Genomic DNA, 21,395 nt, shown 5'->3' with positions numbered 1-21,395 from the left:
ACGTGTGAAACACGCATGAGCGGCAGCGTGTTAGCCCTGTTGCGCAGAGAGAGGATTGGCGGGACAAAACATACGATGTCCAGCTGATAATCGGCGCTACAGAATCGATTCCTGTCCACGCATCAGACGCGGAGGTTGCCATGCAACTGCGTATCGCGACGCCCGACGACGCGGAAGCCATCGCCGCGATTTACTCGCCGGTAGTCACCGACACGGCTATCTCTTTCGAACTCGAACCACCGACAGCAGACGAGATGCACCGGCGATTGGTTGCGACGCTACGACGGTTTCCGTGGCTAGTCAGTCTCGACGACGCGGGTCTGGTGAGTGGATACGCCTATGCGGGCGCGCATCGCGAGCGGCCGGCTTATCAATGGTCGGTCGACACGACCGTGTATGTGCATGCGGCCAGTCGAGGGCGAGGCATCGGGCGCGGCCTGTATGACGCGTTGCTTGGAGAACTGACGAAGCTCGGTTATGCGCAGGCGTTCGCGGGCATTACGCTACCGAATCCAGCGAGCGTTGCGCTGCATGAAGCGGTTGGATTCAGGCACATCGGCGTCTATCAAAAGGTTGGATTCAAGCTCGGCGAATGGCGCGATGTCGGTTGGTGGCAAAGGGCGCTGGGTTCTTGCGCAAGTGATCCTGTCGAGCCGAGAGCCTTTGATGCAACCGGCAGGTTGCAGGAGTGAAGCCCCGATGAGTACAGCCATTCTCGAATCCATCCTGACCTGCCCGCACTGCGGTTTTGCGAAGCAAGAAACCATGTCCACGGATGCATGCCAGTTCTACTACGAGTGTTCGAACTGCAAGGCACTGTTGCGCCCAAAGTCAGGCGATTGCTGCGTGTTCTGCTCCTTCGGTTCAGTGCCATGCCCACCGATCCAGTCTCAGCGCGGGTGCTGTAGATAGCGAACACGGAAACGAGCGCAGCAGCAAGCATGACCGACTTCTCGCGAGCGTCAGCCCGCCTGCGAAACAAGCCCCCGCAAAACCGCTTCCAGCCCCACTTCACCCCTGACAATCCCGCCTTCCTCGCCCTCAAAATCGATGAACCCTTCATTGAACCCGTCAAGCATGCGCATCCGCGGCAACGGTTCTTTCATACCCTGCGAGCGAAACAGCGCGTCCCACGTTTCGCGCGGCACCCCTTCCGCATGAACCGGACGACCGAGCACCTGGGCAAACGCTTCGGCCAGATCGTTAGGGCTCACACGTTGCGGGCCTTCCAGTTCGACGATACGCACACCGTGCCAGTTTTCTTGAAGCAGTTGCGCAGCCACGCGACCCACATCCGCAGTCGCGACCATCGGCACAGCCCTGTCGAGCGGCTGCAGGAAGCTCTGAATCACACCTTGATCGCGCGCCGGCGCAACATCCCAGGCGGCGTTCTCCATGAACCAGCCAGGACGCAGGAAGGTCACGGGTATCGGCAGATCGCGAAGCGCCTGTTCCATCAACGTGCGTTGCGTGAGCAGATTGGCTTCGCTGGCCTGTGCGCCGATCGTCGACAGGCAGACAACTTTGCCGGGACGCGCCGATGCGAGCGCCGTATTTACTGCGTCGATGACCGCGCGAGCCTGCGGAAAACCGGGTAACGGATCGAAGTCGGACGGCGGCAGAATGAAGACGCCTTGCGTGCCCTCGAAAGCGGCGGTAAGCGACGCGGCGTCATCCATCTCAGCGGTCACGATTTCACACCCGCGCTCAGCCCACGTACGTGCCCGCGCAACGTCGCGTACCACCGCGCGCACCGGCTGACCCGCTGCGAGCAACGTGCGCGCCACCGCACCGCCGACCTTTCCTGTAATTCCTGTGATTGCATACATTGCTGTTTCTCCTTGTGTAGATAGATGAGCACCGATCCATGCTCAGGCGCTCAGGCGCGCTCCAGGCCGCGATACAAGCCTTGCTCGAACTGTCCGTACAGCTCCACGACACGAGCGTCGTAGAACGGCAGAATCTGTGTGAATAGCGTGCCCGCCACTTTCCTGGCCGGATCGACCCAGAAGTAGCTGTTCAGCAGTCCCGCCCAGCTGACGCTGCCAGCGCTGCGTCCATGCGGACCCGGCTGTGTGTTGATATCGAAGGAGAGTCCCCATTTGTGAGGCATCCCCGGAAACTGATCGAAGCTGTTCGACCACGCCGGCTGTGCCGTCTTCATCCCGGTGACCTGAAGATCGCCGATCTGATTCTGGAACATCGTTGCGACGGTATCGGCACGCAGAACCCGTTCACCGCGGTACGTGCCGCCGTTCACGAGCATCTGCAGGAATGCCATGTAGTCGCGCGGTGTACTGAATGCGCCGCCGCCGCCCATAAAAAACTCGGGCCGCTGGTTGATCTCGAACGGAGCGGGCTTGAGCGATCCGTCGGGTTGCCGGTTGTGCATCGTCGCCACGCGCTGCTTCTGCGCGCTACTGATCAGAAAGCCCGAATTGCTCATGCCGAGCGGTGCAAAGAGGTGCTCGCGGAAGTAGACCTCCAGCGATTGATCGGTGACCGCCTCGACGAGCTTGCCCACCCAGTCCATGCTGATGCCGTACTGCCAGCTTTCGCCAGGTTCGAACTCGAGCGGTGCGTTGAACGCGCCGTTCATCGAGTAGCCGATATCCGGCATGCCGGTCACCTTTTCGTACCGGCTCATGTTTTCACTCCAGATGCTGTAGGTGAAGCCGGACGTATGGGTCAGCAGATGACGCACGGTAATCGTGTTGCGTGCAGGACGCAGCTTCGGTTGTCCCGAAGCATCGAAGCCGTCGAGCACCTGCGGCGACTTCAGTTGCGGCAGAATCTCGCCGGCGGGCTGGTCGAGCCGAAGCTTGCCCTGCTCGATAAGCTGCATACAGGCGGTTGCCGTGATCGCCTTGGTCATCGATAGCAGCCAGAACACGGTGTCGGGTGTCATCGCCGAACCGGTCTGGGGATTGGCATGACCCGATGCGCCCTCGTAGACGAGCCCGTGCTGCGTCGCGCCCATCGCCACCACGCCGGCGACGGTACCGTTGTCGACGGCTTGACGCAGCGCAACGTCTATCGCGGTAAAGGCAGGCTTGCGGACCAGAACGCGATTGCGTTCCTGCTGTGCGTCCGCGGCCCCGGCTTCGATGCTGGTCAATCCGCCCACTGCGGCAACGGCCACGAGACCGGACGCTCGCTTCAACAGGTCGCGGCGGGTGAGTTGAACGCTCATCTCTGCTCCTCGGAAATTGAAATCGACAATGATTGGCGCGACGTGCCAGTCAGTGATGCGCGTAGAACGAGCCAATCGACGCATTCGCGACGACGCTATTGACGCGATTACCCGACGCGGACGAACCGCTGTGCACGCCGCCTACGCTGCTGCCGACGTTCGACCCGGTACCGTTCTGCGCGGCCACAGCCGCTTCGGCTGCCTGAATATCGGTGGGGTAGTTCGGGCTGACGCGGCTGGGCCGGTAGCCCACGCTTTCCAGTTGCACGAGTTCTGCACGCACCTGCGCACGCGTGACCGTCGAACTGGAATCCTGTGCGTAGGCAGCGACCGGGAGGGCGATGGCGGCTGCGACAGTCAGTGTGAAAAGACGGGTGTTCATGGCAATGCTCCTTTGAATCGTTGAGGTAGCGACCTACCGTTGGGATGCATTGTGAGCAAACGCGATGAGAAACTAAATGTCACGAGTGACACTTGTGAAATGACTTCCAGTTACGAATGAGGTAGGGTGGACTGCGTGACGCACGGTGCAATGACCAGGATGCAACACCTATGAGATCGTCCAGCGAGAATCTGTCTAGCGGGATCGGCGTATTTGCCGCCGTTGTCGATGCGGGCACGTTCGCCGCCGCCTCCGAAATGATGGGTATGTCGCCGCCTGGGGTGAGCCGTGCCATCGCCCGACTCGAAAAGCGGCTGAACATCCGGCTCTTCAACCGGACGACCCGCGCGGTTTCCCTCACTGAAGAAGGACGACGGTTCTACGAGCAGGTCATGCCGCACCTGAGGGGCATGGAAGAAGCCGCCACCGCTGCGGCGGGCGGCGGCGCGACAGTACGCGGGAAGCTGCGGATCAATCTCGATCCGGCTTTTCTGCGCATCGCGCTAGGCCCAAAGCTCGACGAATTCATGGATGCGCATCCCGAACTCGAAATCGAGTTCATCGCGAGAGATCAACTGGGCGACCTCATCATGGACGGCTTCGATCTGGCCTTGCGATTCGGCGAACCGCGCTCATCGAGTCTGATCGCGCGAAAGCTTCTGGACACCCCCGTTGTCACCGTTGCGGCACCGTCCTACCTCGCACGTCACGGGCGGCCAGCAGAGCCTCAGGATCTGGGGCGCGGGGAACATCGGTGTATCGAGTTCCGCAACCCGGAAACCGGAAAGCCGTACCCGTGGGAGTTTCATCGCAAGCGCAAAAAGCTTGTTGTCGAGACGAATGGAAAGCTGACGGTGAACGATCCGAGCGCGCTCTTCAACGCGTGTCTGGCCGGCTCGGGCATCGCGCAGATGCTGCTGCTTGGAGCGGAACCTTTGATCCGGGAGGGACGGCTTGTCAATCTGTTCCCGGACTGGCCGGATGAGCGCTTCCCGTTCTATGCGTACCATCCATCGCGACACCACACACCGGCCAAGACAAGGGTATTTCTCGACTTCATCGTTGCCTTGACGAAGACGAGCTAATCAATGCGGCAAGCGATTGGCGACCTTGTCGATGCCGGCCTGGGCGCAGACTTCGTCCTTGTCGCCGCCAGGCGCACCGCCGATACCCAGCGCTCCCACGATCTCGCCGTTTGCCTTAAAGGCGACGGCGCCCGGCAACGCCATCACGTTATGGACGGTAGCCAGTTGCGGAGCAAACGGATTCGTTTTGACCAGTTCAAAGAATCCGCTTGATTTGTCGAAGCCAAATTCAGGCCCGAGTGTCACCACGGTAAACGCCTTGCGCAGGCTCGATTCGCCGGTGTGCACGGTACTTCCATCGCCGCGCAGTACAACCTGCGGAATGCCATCCATATCGAGCACCGTTGCCGTCACCCGATAATTTTTTGCCTCGCATACGCGGACGGCCTCTTGCGCCGCTTCGACCGCAAGCGACAGCGGCAGCACGTAGTGATAGCCCGCGGGCGGCGGAGCTTCAGCGTGCGCGGACGCGCTAAATGCTGCGAGGATGGCGAGTGAGTACAACGCGAATAGACGTTTCATGATGTGCCTGCCGTGTGGATGAGGGATGGGTCCGGTCAGGCGGCATCGCGCAACAGGTCGTGCGAGACTGTATGAGAGAGGCCGCTTACCGACGAGCCACTATATCGCTGGCGATCGTCGGCAAGAACGGCACTCGATGGAACATCAGTTTTGCGCGGCAGTTGTGTTTCGGTAACGGAAGCAGCAGCCAGCCATTCCCGTTGATCGCCGTCCGATACGCTAGATACTCAGCGATATCGGGCCGAGAAGGGCCTTGTAGCCATCGTCGAACAGGTACCACACGTCATACTGCCCGGACGACAGCGCAGTGTTGCCGCTACGGCTCGCCAGCGTCACCGATCCAACGCCCCTGGGCGCATACACCCACGCCAGCGATGCTGACGTGCCTGGCTTTACTCCCTTCGCGTACACGCCTACCCAGTTCTTCGGGCTATGCAGCCATGGCGGCGCGACGTAGTCGAAACGGAGCGTGGCATAGGTCGAACCTTGCATGACAAGTGCTGGGACGAACTGGGTGGTGTTCCCGATAGCCGAATCCGTATACAGCGTTCCCGACTGCTGCTGCACGCAGCCCGCGACACGGCGGAAAAAGTTTGCATCGTCGGGGACACGAATACTCGCGTCGTACCAGCCTGCGTCGCCTAGCCACGTTACGTCGCTGGTTGCGCCCGCGGCGACGGTAGTCGCGGTGTAGGCATTCTTTCCGTACGCGTTATCGGTGAGCTGAAACGTAGCCGCTTGACTGCCTCGGGTGTTGTCAAGCGTGATACGAACGTTGCCGTTCTGGACGTCGTAGCACAACGTGATTTCGACAAGCGACCCCGATGTTCCCGACGAACCGATACTGCCGCGAAATTCCTGCAGAAAACCGTTAGGCCCCGAGACCGAAAAGTCGTAGCTACCGTCAGCGTTCAACGGCAACGTGTCCTGGAGAGCCGCACACCGGCTCGCCGACGCCGCAATCGTGTACGGCCTGGGCGCAGTCGTTGCGTTCCCCGCTCTGACCTGCAGACTCGTCCCCGCTGTTCCCGTGTTGGTGAACGTCAGCGACAACCCTTTCGCCGTTCTGTTCACCTGACCCGCCACGAAGAACTCATAAGGCAACCGACACGCAGGACGCCGGTTGACCGGTTGAACCGGCATCGTCTGCGTGCTGGGTGGGTACGCACCTACCACCGGCCCGCTCGGATTCATATTGCTGGCGGCAGCGGCAATCGATAACGCCGACGAATCCGCGGCAGCAAAATTGAACGCCGATGTCAGGTCGCCGCAGACGGCGCGACGCCATGGCGTGATGTTCGTCTCTTGCAGCGGGGACGTTGCGGTACTGAATCGCGCTTCGATGAAACGGATGATGGAGGTATGGTCGAGCACCTCCGAATTGACGTTGCCGCCCTTCGACCACGGCGACACGACGATCATCGGAACACGCGGTCCGAGACCAAACGGCTGATCGCCTGACAGCGAGCCGTCCGATGCAGTTCCGCTGCTGCTATAGAACTCTGCAGCCGTACTGACGTTGGATTTTCCGTTCGTCGACGCAGGCGGCACCGGCGGCGGAACGTGATCGAACAACCCGTCGTTTTCGTCGTAGGTGATCAGGAAAACGGTACTCGCCCACACCGCGGGATTCGACGTCAGTGCATTCAGCACGTTGTTGACGTACCACTCGCCGCCGCTTGCGGCCCACGACGGATGTTCGCAATAGGCATATGGCGCAACGATCCACGAGACCTGTGGCAGCGTGTTGTTGGCTACGTCGTTCTGCAGTTGCGTGAAGAGCCCGACATCGTATTCTTTGCCTTGTCCTGTCGGATCGATCTGTGTGCCGTTGAACGCGGGAGAGAGCGGATCGGTTGCGCCGAGACTCTGATACTGCGTGAAGTTCAGCAACGCGTTGTCGCCGTAATTACCGTTCCACCACAGGTCACTCGACGTCCCCGTCGCATACTCGCCGACACCACTGTTTGCACCGAGCCCCTGACCCTTGTCCTGATAGACCTTCCAGCTGATGCCGGCCTTGTTGAGGCGCTCAGGCAGCGTCTTCCAGTTGTATCCAGAGGTGCTGTTATCGGTGTGAGGCGACGAACCTGAGACGTTGCCGCAGCAACCGGTCCAGAGATAGATCCGGTTAGGATCGGTCGGCCCGAGCATCGAGCAATGGTAGCTGTCGCATACCGTGAAGGTTTGCGCGAGCGCGTGGTAGTACGGGATGTCCTGGTTCGTGAAGTAGGCCATCGTCGACGAGCCCTTTGCACTGACCCAGCTGTCGTACCACCCTTTGTTCCATGCACTGTGCGTCGAGGTCCAGTCGTGAGCGAGATCCGCGTAATAGATATCGGCGTTCGATGTACTCGACGATGATCCGGGTCTGAACGGCAACACATACGATGACGACGACGTTTGATACCAGGCGGGATAACCGCTCGGCAACACAACCGGGCGAGGATCGCCGAAACCGCGAACGCCCGGCACGTTACCGAGGTAATGATCGAACGAGCGGTTTTCCTGCATCAGGATCACGACGTGCTTGACGTCCTGGATCGTGCCGGTGGGACCGGCGGCGGGTATCGATTGCGCTCTAAGAATGCTTTCCGGCAACACGGTGGCCGTGGCCGATGCGCCTGCAAGCTTGAGGGCATCGAGCAGAAACTGACGTCGGGACGAGGTTTTTTTTAGCATGATCTCTCTTTAGTGCGGATCGGAATCCGGACACACGAACTTGATCAAAACGCGTGCGTGGGCTTAAAGCACACGGACAGCACACCGGGCGATACGGCGTTGTCGTTATGAACAGGAGGCTGCTGCGCAGTGCCAGACGGGGGCCGACGCAGTAGAGGTGCCGGTGCCGGCCGCAGCCGTCGGCTGAGTTGCCGCTGTATTGCCAGAGGTTGGCGATACTGGAGGAGAGGCGCCGTTACTGCCCGATGACGAGGCTGAGGACGACGTCGAGTTGCTAACCGCCGCTATATGCGAGTCACCGCCGCCGCATGCACCAAGCGAGCCGCATAGCACGGCTGCGATCAGGCACGCTGTTGTTTTGCTATTTGTTGTCATGCTCCTCCCTGTGAGGTCAAACTCGAAGACCCGCCTGGCCGTCCGGAAAATACGCGCCGCGGGTTCTGATGAATTTTTCGGAAGCAGAAAGGCAGATCAAGCAGGGACGCCCGTGTGCTAAACCGATCGCACAAGTATCCACACTCTGTATGACAGTTAAGTTTTAGATGCTGGTTGAATGTCGTGCAGCGTAAATCCGCCATCGTCTTGATGGAATGCGACCTACCGGTCTCTTCGATGGTGTGATGGGGAGATTGCCGCAGCGTTCTGCAATCAATGCGGCAATCCGGTGGTGCGGGCTATGGGCGGAAACGAAGTATTGCGGTGCGACAGGCGATGTCGGGGGAGGACAATACAACACAACGTGGATCGGCAGACGCGTCGCTATCACGTCTGCTGCAGGAAGCGTGTGATGTGCGCAGCGATTGCTGCTGGCGCATCGTCATGGCAGTAATGGCCCACTCCAGCCAACCTGTGTATCTCGGCTCGCGGAAACACCTCGCTAAATAGCGGAAGAAAGTGCTCCGCATGCAGCGTGCGATCGGCCATCCCCCAGATCGCCAGCGCAGGCCTAGATTGAATCGTGCGCAAAGCGGTCGCGTCGGGCGTTTCGAAACGGTGTGCGCCAATGGCAAAGCCTTTGGCCCAACCGATCACACCAGCGCAGTCCGCGGGTGTCGCGAAGCGCGAGCCGTAAGCGCGTAACCAGGTGTCGTTGATCAGCGCATGCTTCTCGAAGCCGTTGATCTTTAACGTACTCAGAATGTTGAAGCCGAGTTCGCCAAGCACCGCTTCGAGACGCCCTTCAGGCTCCGCGTTCAGGATCCATCTAAACCACGGCGAGATTTCCGCATTCGCGTTCAGGCGGTCGATCAGCGTGGCTTGCCCAAACGGCGTGGGCCCGTTGGTGCTGATGATGCGCCGGATGCGATCCGGATGTCGCGCCGCCAGACCCATCCCCACTGGTCCACCGAAATCATGCAGGACCAGCGTGATCGCACGCAGATCCAACGCCAGCACGAAACGCTCGAGATTGTCGATGTGATCCTGCAGCCAGTAGCTGCGATCCTGTGGCGTCTCGCTCTTGCCAAAGCCCATGTGATCGGGCGCGATGACGCGATAGTTGCCCCTGAGCGTGGCAATCAGATCTCTGTACAGATAACCCCATGTCGGTTCGCCATGAAGACACAGCACGATCTGTCCGTCGACGGGACCTTCGTCGACGTAATGCATGCGGAAACCAGGTGCGTCGGTAAACCGCGGCTCGTAGGGAAACGTGCCGTCAAACGTATCGTCGGATCGCGTCATGAAGTGTCCTTACTCGAACAAGTAGCCAAACCTGCCTGGAGATTCATGTTGCATATTGCAACTGGTACGTTTTATAGCAGAGTAAGTTTTATATTGCAACTACATGCCGAGATGGTGGAATAGCAAGGACAGTGCTTACTGTCTCAGACAAAAATCGACAAAACAGGACAGTGGCGCCGCGAGCCGTCGCTACAATTTTCCTGCACCTATTGCATTCCAGATTCACACCGATAAACCACCTAAAAGAAGGGATCTGTCATGTACGGAAAATTGCTGTGTTCGTGCGTATTGGCTCTTATGCTCGCCGCATGTGGAGGAGGCTCAGGCTCGGACGCTCTGGGCACATCTGCCAAGGCGCTCACTCAGTCCCCGCAGCAAAACGCGAGCTGGAAGCCGCTGGTTCCCGGCACGAGCTGGCAGTGGCAACTCGATGGCAACACGATCAACGAGACCATCCTCGATGGCGTAAAAAATGCGCGCAAGATGTATGACGTCGACATGGAGCAAACCGATGCACAGACCATCGCGCGGCTGAAGGCAAAGGGTATTTATGTCGTCTGCTATATGGAGGTCGGTGGCTGGGAAAGCTACCGTGACGATCACGACAAGTTTCCGCCCAGCGTGCTCGGTAATCCTATCGACGGCTACAAAGACACCGAGCGCTGGCTCGACATTCGCCAGACAGCGATCCTGATGCCGATCATGCTGGCGCGTCTCGATCGGGCGAAGGCCAAGGGCTGCGATGGCGTGGAACCCGATCTTGACGACTCGTACGCCGAGGACACGAGTTTCCCGATCACACTCGATGATCAACTCCACTACAACGCAGCACTAATCAGTGCCGCGCACGATCGCGGTATGTCGATGGGCTTGAAGAACGGGCCGAAGATCGCCACCGCGATGGCGACAGTGGCCGACTGGGCACTCAGCGAGCAATGCAACCATGACCATGTGTGCGGCGGCTATGCCAGCTTCATCGCGCTGAACAAGGCTGTGTTCAACGTCGAGTACACGCGGCCGGATCACATGAAACTGACGGACTTCTGTCCCGCGGATAACAAGGCCAATTTCGACGGCATCCTGAAGTTGTCGAGTGACACGCTCGCGGCTTTGCCGCGCTCGGCATGCCGGTTCGAGTAAACGCATGATTTACCGGGGCCGTGCAGGCCCTGGTTCAACTATCGGGATTCAACTCAGCTCACATGCACGTCACTGGTAAAATCGCGCACCGTCTACGACAGCAGCGAGTTTCCTATGAGTTACCAGAATCGTCAGTGGTTTTACGTCAAACGCCCCGAAGGACGTGTCAGCGACGCGCATTACGAACTACGCGAGAGCGAGATCGACGCGAGTTTGTCGTCGAACGAGGTGCTGATCCGCGCGCGTATTGTCAGCGTGGATCCGTACATCCGGATTCAGCAGCACGAGCGCAATACCTACGATGTGCCGCATCCACTCGGCATCGTGCAGCGTGCGGGTGTGGTCGGCGAAGTGGTTGCGTCGGCCAGTCCGCTCTTCAAGCAGGGCGACTGGGTGTCGGCGTATAGCGGCTGGCAGTTGTACGCGAGGTGCCATCACAGCGAGCTAACCCGGCTGAATCCCGACGAAGCGCCGGTTTCGACCGCGCTTGGCGTACTCGGTATGCCGGGACGTACTGCGTGGTTCGGTTTGATGGAAGCGGGCAAGCCGCGTCCGGGTGACACATTGGTCGTGTCGGGTGCGGCGGGCGCGGTCGGCTCGCTGGTCGCGCAGTTCGGCAAGCGTGCCGGTTGCCGTGTCATCGGCATTGCGGGTGGCGCGCAAAAATGCGCGTTTCTGACCGACACGTTGAAACTGGACGGTGCGGTCGATTACCGCGCGCATCCCACGCTCGAAGGTTTGCAGTCAGCGTTGCAAGCCGCTACCGGCGGTGTCGACGTCTACTTCGACAATGTAGGCGGCATGATCACCGACGCAGTGATACCGCTCATCAAGCGCCGTGCGCGCATCGTGATCTGCGGCGCGATCGCGCAATACGACGGCGGTCTCGACACGCCCGATCTCGCGCCACGATTCCTGCAGCACATGCTGTTTCAGCGCGCGACGATCCAGGGCATTCTGGCCCGCGACTTCACGCACCGGATGGACGAAATGCTGCAGACGGTCGCGCCGTGGGTGAAGAGCGGGGAGATCGTTTATCAGGAAACCTACGTGGATGGTTTTGATGCGTTGCCGAACGCGCTGAACAGCCTGTTCGAAGGGAAGAACCTTGGGAAGTTGCTGGTCAGGGTGTGACCGGGAGCGCACGACCTGCGACCCCATCGCGCCCCGTTTGATTGACGCCCTCCTGAAAACACCCCACTGGCACCAAAAATATAAATCGCGACAGCAACACCAGAAGCGCCCAGACTGCGCGATAAGGCTGTCGCTTTCGCGACTGGCAATTCAGGAGAATCACATTGGCAAAGAGCGCGACGCGCGGAAATCGCGAGGCTAAGAAGCCCAAACAACCCAAGAAGGCGATCTCTCCTGTGGTGGCCGTGTCCCCGGCAACTACGGGGAAGGCCGCTACAACCGGCGCACCGGCCAGGAAGAAATAACCGGCCTGGGGCACAGATCCGTGCCCTTTCTGCGCTATCCCCTCTCCGGATGTTCCGCTGGAAACCGCATTGACAGGGACAGGGCTACACAAGTGCCCTTGCCTCTCCTTGTTGCCGCATCGGGCCGATCAGGACTGATCCGCCGTTTTCGTACACCGCTAGACGGCCGCTAACCGTTAGCGCATGACGGTGTACCGACGCTCTCCGCTATCCACATCGTCCCAGCGCGATGTTTCGATGCACTGGCGATCCGCAACTGCGTCAGCAGTTGCATCGCGTCATGGCTGAGCACGCCGGCAGAAGCCACGCGTGCCTGCTCCCTCGTCCTCACGAAGTTGCGTGATACCTCCGCATTCGTCGGACCCACCCCAGCCCGCAGGCGCCCACTTACGCGACATACGACACACGTAAGCCGGCCGCTGCGAAGGAAGAACCGATCATGTCCCACTCCGATGAACAGTACGGCGATGCAGCGACGATGTCCGACGCACGCTACCGCGACGCGTTCAATCTGCCGCTAGCGCGAACGTCGCAACAAAGGCGTCTGTGAACGCGCTGCTTCGCTACGTCACGCGGCGTCGCTTCGTGTCGCCGCCGTGGACCGACACCGCTCCAGTGCGAGAGGAACTGTTCGGCGTCGAGCGGCTCGAGCAACACGCGCAGAGTCTCGCTGCCGCGCAACCCGTGACGAAGAAGCCGCCCGTCGTGCTATCGCTGCACACGCGGCTTAACGACAACAGCGCGGTCCTGCTCGCGGCCTACCGCGCGAGCGCCGCAGAACTCGAGAGTGGCCGCGGCGTCGTGCCCGCCGCCGAATGGCTGCTCGACAACTATCACCTCGTCGAAGAACAGATCCGCGAAATCCGCGATGACCTGCCGCACGGTTACTACCGGCAGTTGCCCAAGCTCGCGACCGGCCCGTTTGCCGGCTATCCACGCGTATTCGGCCTCGCGTGGGCGTTCGTCGCCCATACCGACAGCCATCTGGATCCGCAGATCCTGCGGCGTTTCATCGATGCGTATCAACGGGTCCAGCCGCTGACGATCGGTGAGTTGTGGGCCGTTGCGATCACATTGCGCATCGTCCTGATCGAAAACCTGCGCCGTCTGACCGATCAGATTACCGTCGGTCGCAGCGCACGCGCAGACGCCGACGCGCTGACCGACCGTCTACTCGAATCGGGTAGCGCGCGCTCGGCGCTCGAAGCGGACATCTCCACGCGTTCGTCGGGCCTGCTCTCGGAACTGTTCGCCGCGCAACTTGCCAAGCGGTTGCGCGACCAGGATCCGCGCACGACCCCCGCGCTCGGTTGGCTGGAAGAGCGGCTCAAGCTCCAGGGCGCGAGCGTCGATGAAGTCGTGCGGCACGCACAGCAGCGTCAGGGCGCATCGAACGTCACCGTGCGCAATGTGATTACCAGCATGCGGCTGATTTCCGACATCGACTGGGCCGATTTGCTTGAGAGCGTGAGTCTGGTCGACGCCCGCTTGCGTGCCGGCAGTGCTTTCGGTGCAATGGATTTTCCGACCCGCAATCTGTATCGCAGCGCGATCGAGCAACTGGCGCGTGGTTCACACCTCACTGAACTCGAAGTCACCGATCTTGCGCTGCACTCAGCGCAAGCAGCCGCCGGCGCGACAGACGATGCCGCGCATACGGAGCGAGCCAGCGATCCCGGTTACCACCTGATCGCCGAGGGCCGTGGCGCGCTCGAACAGGCGATCGGGTTCCGTCCGCCGTCGCGTTTGCGTATCACGCGATTCAATGTCCGTCTCGGTGCGAGCGGTTATGTCGGCGAGATTCTCACGCTCGCCACGACCTTGCTGGCGCTGGTGTTGTGGGGACTCGGGTCGCTCGCACCGAGAGGTCTCGATGTCGATGTGTTTCTGCTGTTTGCCCTGTGCGGATTTCTGCCTGCTACTGAGATCGCGACTGCGCTGATCAACCGCACGATCACGTGGAGTTTTGGCGCGATCACGTTGCCGGGTCTTGAACTGGCCGCAGGCGTGCCGTCGTCGCTGCGTACCCTGGTCGCCGTGCCGACGCTGCTGACGAGCGAAGCCGACCTGCGCGAGCAGATCGAACGTCTGGAAGTGCATCATCTGGCCGGTGCGGGCGGGGACCTGTCATTCGCATTGCTGGTAGATGGCCTTGATGCGGATCAGGAAGAGGTAGCCGGTGACGCGCATCTGCTGGCCGTCGCCGCCGATGCGATCGAGGCGTTAAACCGCCGTTACGAGCCGGGCCCGAACGGTGCGCGTTTTCTGCTGCTACACCGTCGCCGCGTCTTCAACGCGAGCGAGAACACATGGATGGGCTGGGAGCGCAAGCGCGGCAAACTGCACGAACTGAATCGTTTGCTGCGCGGTGCAACCGATACAACGTTCCAGTCGATCGCCGGTCGAGCACCCCAGGTGCCATCAGGCGTGCGTTATGTGATTACGCTGGACGCCGACACGCGCCTGCCACGAGACGCGGCGTTGCGCCTGATCGGCAAGATGGCCCATCCGTTGAACCGGCCGAAATTCAGTGAAGCCGAGCAACGCGTCGTCGATGGCTACGCGATTCTCCAGCCGCGTGTCACGCCATCGTTGCCGGTCGGACAGGAAGGTTCGCTGTATCAGCGCGTCTTCTCCGGCCCGGGCGGGATGGATCCTTACGCAGCAGCCGTGTCCGACGTTTATCAGGATCTGTTCGGCGAAGGTTCGTTTACCGGCAAAGGCATCTACGACGTCGATGCATTCGAAGCCGCTTTACGCGACCGCGTTCCGGAAAACGCGTTGCTCAGTCACGATCTGTTCGAAGGCGTGTTTGCGCGCGCGGGCCTCGCATCGGATGTCGAAGTCGTCGAGGAAGTGCCGTCGCGCTATGACGTGACCGCCAGGCGGCAGCACCGCTGGACGCGTGGCGACTGGCAGTTGCTGCCATGGATCGTCGGACATCGCGGTCGGGACCGGCATGCCATGCCGGCAATCGGCCGCCTCAAAATGCTCGACAATTTGCGCCGTTCGTTACTCGCGCCGTCGATGATTGCCGCACTCGCGTTGTGCTGGTTGATGCCGATTCGCGCCGCGATGATGGGCGCGCTGCTGGTGCTAGGCGCGCTGGCGATTCCCGCCTTCCTGCCGACGCTCTTCGCGATCGTGCCGCGGCGTACCGGCATCCGTCTGGGTAATCACGTTCGCGTGCTGGCCGCCGATGTACGGCTTGCCGCGCTGCAAACTTTTCTATCGGTCGTATTCCTCGCCGACCACGCGTGGCGTATGGGTGACGCGATCGTTCGGACCTTGACTCGGCTGTTCGTGACGCATCGCCGCCTGCTCGAATGGACAACGGCTGCGCAGTCGAGCGGCAGTCCGCGCCTCGATCTGCGTGGTTTTTATCGGCAGATGACGGGGGGCGTCGTACTTGGGCTTGCGTTATCGGTCGGGGCACTCGTGCTCGTGCCGTCGCATTGGCCGCTCGTGTTGCCATTTGCAGTGCTATGGCTTGCCGCACCGGCGCTGGCGTTGTGGACGAGCCGCTCGCCGGGCGTCGCGCGGCACTTCACGATGTCGGACCCGGACACGCGTGACCTGCGTCTGATTGCGCGGCGCACGTGGCGCTTCTTCGAGACTTTTGTCACGCCGGCTGAAAACATGCTGCCGCCCGATAATTTTCAGGAAGATCCCAAGCCGGTGGTCGCTCATCGGACCTCGCCCACCAATCTCGGTCTTTATCTTCTGTCGGCGGTTGCCGCGCGCGATTTTGGCTGGTCCGGTACGACCGAAACCGTCGAGCGCCTCGAAGCGGCGTTCGCATCGATGGAGAAACTGTCGCGTTTCAAGGGACATTTCTATAACTGGTACGGGACGCTCGATCTCAAGGCATTGGCGCCGGCGTATGTTTCGTCGGTGGATAGCGGCAATCTGGCGGGTCATTTAATCGTTCTCGCCAACGCCTGCGAAGAATGGCGGGATGCGCCGCTTGCGCCGGCCGCGCGGTCCGGGATGATGGATAACCTGCAACTCGCGCGCGAAGCCGTCGATGTGCTGCTGGCCGCAAGCGGCGAGCGTGGCAGGCTGATCACAGCGTGCTTCGACGAAATCGAAGCGCACTTGCAGGGTTCACAGACGCTCGAAACGCTATCGCCATCGCTGGCCCGGTTGACGGAAAAAGCCGCGAAGGCCGCGCGCGACATCGTGCCGGCCAGTGCCGACGATAGTGCCGCCGATCTGCTGTTCTGGATCGATGCATTGAGAAAGAGCACCGTCGAGCATGGTCGCGACCGGCAACAATCCGCCGATGCACCCGAGCTTTTGCAAGCGCGTTTGAAGTCGCTCGCCGACGCGTCGCGTGCCATGGCACTCGGCATGGACTTCGCGTTTCTGCTCGATCCGGAACGCAAACTACTGTCGATCGGCTATTCGCAGTCCGACAACAGCCTCGATCCCAATTGCTATGACCTGCTGGCCTCCGAAGCACGGCTCGCGAGCCTCTTTGCCATCGCGAAGGGCGACGTCACGACGCGCCACTGGTTCCGTCTCGGTCGCTCTGCGACGCCGGTTGGCAACGGCTCGGCGCTGATCTCGTGGTCGGGATCGATGTTCGAATACCTGATGCCGTCGCTCGTGATGCGTGCGCCGGTCGGTAGCCTGCTCGAACAGACGAGCCGTCTGGTAGTGGAGCGGCAGGCGTCGTATGGGCGGTCGCTCGGTATTCCGTGGGGAATTTCGGAGTCGGCTTACAACGCCCGCGACATGGAATTCACCTACCAGTACTCGAATTTCGGCGTGCCGGGTCTGGGTCTCAAGCGCGGTCTTTCGGAGAATCTCGTGATCGCGCCGTATGCAACGGGGCTTGCAGCGATGGTCGATCCGCAGGCTGCGCGGCAGAACTATGCGCAACTAGCCGAGCTAGGCGCGCTGGGGCGCTACGGCTTTTACGAAGCACTCGATTTCACGCGTTCGCGGCTGCCCGACAACGAGACCGTGGCGATCGTGCGCAATTTCATGGCGCATCACCAGGGTATGACGATCGTCTCGATTGCGAACACGCTACTCGACGCGCAGATGCGCGCGCGTTTTCATCGCGAACCGATGATCCAGGCGAGCGAACTGCTGTTGCAGGAGCGCATGCCGCGCAATGTCGCCGTTGCGCAACCGCGTGCCGAGGAAGTGAGCACATCCGCGGTTGAAGCGGGCGCCGTGCCGCCCACGGTCCGGCGCATCGTCGCACCCGCCGAGGCCGATGGCGCACCGGTGACGCATCTGCTGTCGAATGGTCGCTACGCTGTGATGCTGACGGCAACCGGCGCCGGCTACAGCCGCTGGCGTGACACGGCCGTCACGCGCTGGCGCGAAGACGCGACCCGCGACGACTGGGGCTCGTTCATCTTCCTGCGAGATGCGCGCAGTGGTCAGGTGTGGTCGGCGGGCGCGCAGCCGGTGGACAGCGAAGCGGAATATGAAGAAGTCGTGTTCGGCGAGGATCACGCGGAGTTCATCCGTCGCGATGGCTCGCTAACCACCACGATGGATGTACTGGTTTCCGGCGAAGCGGACGGCGAAGTGCGCCGCGTGTCGCTCGCGAACAGTGGACGCCGGGTACGTGAGATCGAGCTGACGTCCTACGCCGAAATCGTGCTGGCGACGCCCGCCGCCGACAACGCGCATCCCGCCTTCTCACGGATGTTCGTTCAGACCGAGCACCTCGCCGAATTCGGTGCGCTGGTGGCAACACGTCGGCCGCGTTCGCATGACGAAAAGCAGATGTGGGCCGCGCATTTCGCGGTAGTCGACGGTGAGATCGCGGCCGATCCGCAATATGAATCGGATCGTGCGCGCTTTCTGGGGCGGGGCCGCAACGCGGGCACGGCGGACGCGATTCTCGGCGATCGGCCGTTGAGCAACAGCGCGGGTACCGTACTCGATCCGGTGTTTGCGCTCCGATATCGCGTACTGGTGCCACCGGGCAAGGTCGCGCGCGTCACGTTCTGGACCGTGGTGGCCGAGTCGCGAGCGCAGTTGCTCGATATGATCGACAAGCACCACGACCGCAACGCATTCGGTCGCGCCAAAACGCTCGCGTGGACGCAAGCGCAGGTGCAGCTACGACATCTCGATGTCGAGGCCGAAGAGGCGGCGGACTTCCAGCGCCTCGCCGCACCGCTCATTTATGCCGATGCGCGTTTCAGGGCACCGTCGGACACGATCGTTCGCGGGGCCGGTGCGCAATCGGGCTTGTGGCCGCACGCGATCTCCGGCGATCTGCCGATCGTGCTGCTGCGTATCGACGACGTCGAAGATATCGCGCAGGTTCGGCAGCTGTTGCGGGCCCACGAGTATTGGCGCATGAAGCGGCTCGGTGTCGATCTCGTGATCATCAACGAGCGCGCGTCTTCGTACATTCAGGAGTTGCAGGGTGCAATCGAAACCGCGGTGCGCAGTAGCCAGTCGCGGCCGCATTTCGGCGAAGAACTCGCGCAGGGAACGGTGTATACGCTGCGCGCCGATTTGATGAGCGTCGAGGCGCGTGCGTTGCTGCAGTCGGTTGCGCGTGTCGCGCTGGTCGCGCGGCGCGGGTCGATTGCCGACCAGCTCGCGCGCTTGCCGCAATCGCAGGGCAAGCCGTCGGCGTTACGCCGGCAGAAGCCACCGATGTCGTCGCTATGGCCCGCACCGATTCGTCAGCCGCGTGTGCCTTCGCTGATTCCAGCGAAGCTCGAGTTTTTCAACGGTCTTGGCGGTTTCGATAAAAACGGCGTGGAATACGTGACGGTGCTGGCGGCGGGCGCGACGACGCCCGCACCGTGGATCAATGTGATTGCCAATCCCGGCTTCGGTTTTCAGGTCGCCGCGGAAGGCAGTGGTTACACGTGGGCTGAAAACAGCCGCGAGAACCAGCTCACGCCGTGGTCGAACGATCCGGTCGAAGACCCCGTCGGCGAAGCCCTCTATGTCCGCGACGAAGTGACCGGCGAGGTGTGGAGCGCGACCGCGCTGCCGATCCGCGACAGCGGGACCTACATTGCGCGTCACGGGCACGGCTATAGCCGCTTCGAACACGAGGTCAACGGCATCGCGCTCGACTTGCTGCAATACGTGCCGCTTGCCGACCCGCTGAAGATTTCCCGGCTGACCTTGCGCAATCTGTCCGGGACACCGCGCCGACTGTCCGTGACGGCATGGCTGGAATGGGTGCTCGGCACATCACGCGGCGCGTCGGGACCGTTCGTCGTGACGGAAATCGACACCGCTACCGGTGCGATGCTGGCGCGCAATCCATGGAGCACCGGGTTCGCGGGGCGCGTCGCGTTTGCCGATCTTGGTGGCAGGCAGACTGCATGGACCGCGGACCGTACCGAGTTTCTCGGCCGCAACGGTCGCACGTCTGCGCCCGCCGCGCTGACCGGCAAGACGCCGCTATCCGGCGCGACCGGCGCGGGCCTCGATCCCTGTGCAGCGTTGCAGGGTGTGATCGAACTGGGGGTGGGTGAGGCTATCGAAGTGGTGTCGTTCGTTGGGCAATGCGCTTCCGTCGAAGCGGTGCGGGCATTGATCGCGCGTTATCGCAAGGCCGATCTCGATGCGGTCCTCGCGGAGGTGACGAACCACTGGCAGAGCGTGCTCGGCGCCGTCCAGGTGAGGACCCCCGATCGCGCGATGGACCTGATGCTAAACGGCTGGCTGCTGTATCAGACGCTCGCGTGCCGTATCTGGGCGCGCTCGGCGTTCTATCAGGCGAGCGGCGCCTATGGCTTTCGCGATCAGTTGCAGGACGGCATGGCGCTGACGCACGTGCAGCCGGACGAGGCGCGGCGGCATTTGCTGCGCACCGCGGCGCGCCAGTTCGTCGAAGGCGATTTTCAGCATTGGTGGCTGCCGCAGTCGGGACAAGGCGTGCGTACACGGATTTCCGATGACCGCGTGTGGCTCGCGTACGCAACGGCGACCTATGTTAGCTGCGCCGGCGACATAGCGATCCTCGATGAGAATGTGCCGTTCCTTGATGGACCGCAGTTACAGCCCGGTGAGCACGACGCATTTTTTCAGCCGCTGGTCGCGGACGAATCGGCGTCGCTGTTTGAACACTGTGCGCGTGGACTCGATCAATGCATCGAACTGACCGGCGCACACGGTTTGCCATTGATGGGCACCGGCGACTGGAACGACGGGATGAATCGCGTCGGTGCGAACGGCAAAGGAGAAAGCGTCTGGCTCGCGTGGCTACTGTTGCGCACCATCGAGCTGTTTGCACCACTGGCCGAGTCGCGCGATGCAGCGTGTATTGCGCGTGCCAGGCGTTGGCGGACTCATGCTGCGTCGGTGCGCAAGGCATTGGAACGCGATGCATGGGACGGCGAGTGGTATCGCCGCGCGACGTTCGACGATGGCACGTGGCTCGGCTCGAAGCAAAGCGAGGAGTGTCAGATCGATTCGATCGCGCAATCGTGGGCGGTGCTGTCGGGCGCGGCCGATCCGGCGCGCGCGGTGCTGGCGATGGACTCGCTGGAAAAGCATTTGATCCGCCGTGACGACGGGCTTGCGTTGCTGTTCAAACCGCCCTTCGATAGAACCGCGCACGATCCCGGCTATATCAAGGGATATCCACCGGGGCTGCGCGAAAACGGCGGGCAGTATAGCCACGCGGCGATGTGGGCGATCCTCGCGTTTGCAAAGCTACGCGATGGCAACAAGGCCGCCGCGCTGTTTTCACTGGTTAATCCCGTCAATCATGCGCGCACGGCGATCGAGGTCGAGCGCTACAAGGTCGAACCTTATGTCGTTGCCGCCGATGTTTATTCCGTGGCACCGCATGTCGGGCGCGGTGGCTGGACCTGGTACACGGGGTCTGCGGGATGGATGTATCGCGCGGGCGTCGAAGGCATTCTGGGCATTCGTCGCGAGGGGGATGCGCTGGTCATCGACCCGTGTATTCCGGACACGTGGCCCGGATTTGCAGCGACAGTGAATGTGCACTCGACACGGTATGACATTCGCGTCGACTCTGCGGCTGGGCACAGTGTGATGCATGCGGTACTCGACGGCGCACGCGTCGATTGCAAGGAAGGATGCGTACGCGTGCCGCTGGATGCGGGTTCGCACACGCTCCTGATTTCGCTGCGCCTTGCAGCAAGCGAGGACGTCGATCATGACGAACAGGTGGTGTGACGATCGACGCTGACTGGCTGTACGCGTTGCGCTTATCGAGGCGCTGGACGATCTGTCCGGCGCCGGAGTTTTGAATCAGGGAAAACAATGTTGGCGTGGCACTACACAACGGGCCG

General features: G+C 61.5%; 12 protein-coding genes. 6 read left to right on the top strand and 6 right to left on the bottom strand.

Translation table 11 applies throughout. The features are described from left to right. The first annotated feature begins 140 nt into the window (after positions 1 to 140). Both BWP39_RS15685 and BWP39_RS32340 read left to right on the top strand, forming a co-directional pair. A complete protein-coding gene (locus BWP39_RS15685) occupies positions 141 to 692 on the top strand; it encodes an arsinothricin resistance N-acetyltransferase ArsN1 family B (RefSeq protein WP_096721629.1) in 552 nt (183 codons plus the stop codon). A 7-nt stretch (positions 693 to 699) separates the two neighbouring features. Next, positions 700 to 912, top strand: coding sequence for a GDCCVxC domain-containing (seleno)protein (locus tag BWP39_RS32340; RefSeq protein ID WP_096721627.1), 213 nt, complete (start codon positions 700 to 702; stop codon positions 910 to 912). A 50-nt stretch (positions 913 to 962) separates the two neighbouring features. Here BWP39_RS32340 and BWP39_RS15675 read toward each other — a convergent pair whose 3' ends face one another. From BWP39_RS15675 to BWP39_RS15665, 3 genes are read right to left on the bottom strand one after another with little or no spacing between them, the layout of a single operon-like run. Then, the gene (locus BWP39_RS15675) at positions 963 to 1,829 is read right to left on the bottom strand and encodes an NmrA family NAD(P)-binding protein (RefSeq protein WP_096721625.1); all 867 of its coding nucleotides are present in this window, start codon (positions 1,827 to 1,829) and stop codon (positions 963 to 965) included. Positions 1,830 to 1,879: 50 nt separating this feature from the next. Further along, on the bottom strand, positions 1,880 to 3,193 hold the full coding sequence (locus BWP39_RS15670) for a serine hydrolase domain-containing protein (RefSeq protein ID WP_096721623.1): 1,314 nt from the start codon (positions 3,191 to 3,193) through the stop codon (positions 1,880 to 1,882). 49 nt (positions 3,194 to 3,242) lie between these two features. Next, complete coding sequence (locus BWP39_RS15665) at positions 3,243 to 3,575, bottom strand: DUF4148 domain-containing protein (RefSeq protein ID WP_096721621.1); 333 nt, start codon at positions 3,573 to 3,575, stop codon at positions 3,243 to 3,245. 170 nt (positions 3,576 to 3,745) lie between these two features. Between BWP39_RS15665 and BWP39_RS15660 the strand changes: the two genes are divergently transcribed. Continuing rightward, the gene (locus tag BWP39_RS15660) at positions 3,746 to 4,660 is read left to right on the top strand and encodes a LysR family transcriptional regulator (protein WP_096721619.1); all 915 of its coding nucleotides are present in this window, start codon (positions 3,746 to 3,748) and stop codon (positions 4,658 to 4,660) included. Here the strand turns inward: BWP39_RS15660 and BWP39_RS15655 are convergent, their stop codons facing one another. From BWP39_RS15655 to BWP39_RS15645, 3 genes are all read right to left on the bottom strand, one after another. After that, positions 4,661 to 5,182 (bottom strand): GlcG/HbpS family heme-binding protein, encoded by a 522-nt coding sequence (locus BWP39_RS15655; protein ID WP_096721617.1) that lies wholly within the window; start codon positions 5,180 to 5,182, stop codon positions 4,661 to 4,663. It abuts the gene before it with no gap. A 219-nt stretch (positions 5,183 to 5,401) separates the two neighbouring features. Next, positions 5,402 to 7,864 carry a phosphocholine-specific phospholipase C gene (locus BWP39_RS15650; protein WP_096721615.1) on the bottom strand — a complete coding sequence of 821 codons (2,463 nt, stop codon included), beginning with the start codon at positions 7,862 to 7,864 and terminating at the stop codon, positions 5,402 to 5,404. Positions 7,865 to 8,626: 762 nt separating this feature from the next. Continuing rightward, positions 8,627 to 9,547 carry an alpha/beta fold hydrolase gene (locus BWP39_RS15645; RefSeq protein WP_096721613.1) on the bottom strand — a complete coding sequence of 307 codons (921 nt, stop codon included), beginning with the start codon at positions 9,545 to 9,547 and terminating at the stop codon, positions 8,627 to 8,629. Between the two features lie 258 nt (positions 9,548 to 9,805). On the opposite strand from BWP39_RS15645, the gene BWP39_RS15640 reads away from it, so the two are divergent. The 3 genes from BWP39_RS15640 (at position 9,806) to BWP39_RS15630 (ending at position 21,279) form a co-directional block, all read left to right on the top strand. Further along, entirely contained in the window at positions 9,806 to 10,687 is an 882-nt protein-coding gene (locus BWP39_RS15640; protein WP_096721611.1) for an endo alpha-1,4 polygalactosaminidase, read from the top strand. 114 nt (positions 10,688 to 10,801) lie between these two features. Next, a complete protein-coding gene (locus tag BWP39_RS15635; protein WP_096721609.1) occupies positions 10,802 to 11,821 on the top strand; it encodes an NADP-dependent oxidoreductase in 1,020 nt (339 codons plus the stop codon). Between the two features lie 851 nt (positions 11,822 to 12,672). Next, positions 12,673 to 21,279 (top strand): GH36-type glycosyl hydrolase domain-containing protein, encoded by an 8,607-nt coding sequence (locus tag BWP39_RS15630; protein WP_096721607.1) that lies wholly within the window; start codon positions 12,673 to 12,675, stop codon positions 21,277 to 21,279. Positions 21,280 to 21,395: the final 116 nt, after the last annotated feature.

It is taken from the genome of Paraburkholderia acidicola (assembly GCF_002362315.1).
In the GTDB taxonomy this organism is placed as follows: Bacteria; Pseudomonadota; Gammaproteobacteria; order Burkholderiales; family Burkholderiaceae; genus Paraburkholderia; species Paraburkholderia acidicola.
This window is presented reverse-complemented; position numbering and strand designations above follow the sequence as displayed.

Excerpts from the sequence above, each read along its gene's own strand:
- BWP39_RS15675 (WP_096721625.1), bottom strand. The coding sequence starts at position 1,829 with ATGTATGCAATCACAGGAATTACAGGAAAGGTCGGCGGTGCGGTGGCG.
- BWP39_RS15635 (WP_096721609.1), top strand. The coding sequence starts at position 10,802 with ATGAGTTACCAGAATCGTCAGTGGTTTTACGTCAAACGCCCCGAAGGA.
- BWP39_RS15660 (WP_096721619.1), top strand. The coding sequence starts at position 3,746 with ATGAGATCGTCCAGCGAGAATCTGTCTAGCGGGATCGGCGTATTTGCC.
- BWP39_RS15685 (WP_096721629.1), top strand. The coding sequence starts at position 141 with ATGCAACTGCGTATCGCGACGCCCGACGACGCGGAAGCCATCGCCGCG.
- BWP39_RS15650 (WP_096721615.1), bottom strand. The coding sequence starts at position 7,864 with ATGCTAAAAAAAACCTCGTCCCGACGTCAGTTTCTGCTCGATGCCCTC.
- BWP39_RS15665 (WP_096721621.1), bottom strand. The coding sequence starts at position 3,575 with ATGAACACCCGTCTTTTCACACTGACTGTCGCAGCCGCCATCGCCCTC.
- BWP39_RS15640 (WP_096721611.1), top strand. The coding sequence starts at position 9,806 with ATGTACGGAAAATTGCTGTGTTCGTGCGTATTGGCTCTTATGCTCGCC.
- BWP39_RS32340 (WP_096721627.1), top strand. The coding sequence starts at position 700 with ATGAGTACAGCCATTCTCGAATCCATCCTGACCTGCCCGCACTGCGGT.
- BWP39_RS15645 (WP_096721613.1), bottom strand. The coding sequence starts at position 9,547 with ATGACGCGATCCGACGATACGTTTGACGGCACGTTTCCCTACGAGCCG.
- BWP39_RS15655 (WP_096721617.1), bottom strand. The coding sequence starts at position 5,182 with ATGAAACGTCTATTCGCGTTGTACTCACTCGCCATCCTCGCAGCATTT.
- BWP39_RS15670 (WP_096721623.1), bottom strand. The coding sequence starts at position 3,193 with ATGAGCGTTCAACTCACCCGCCGCGACCTGTTGAAGCGAGCGTCCGGT.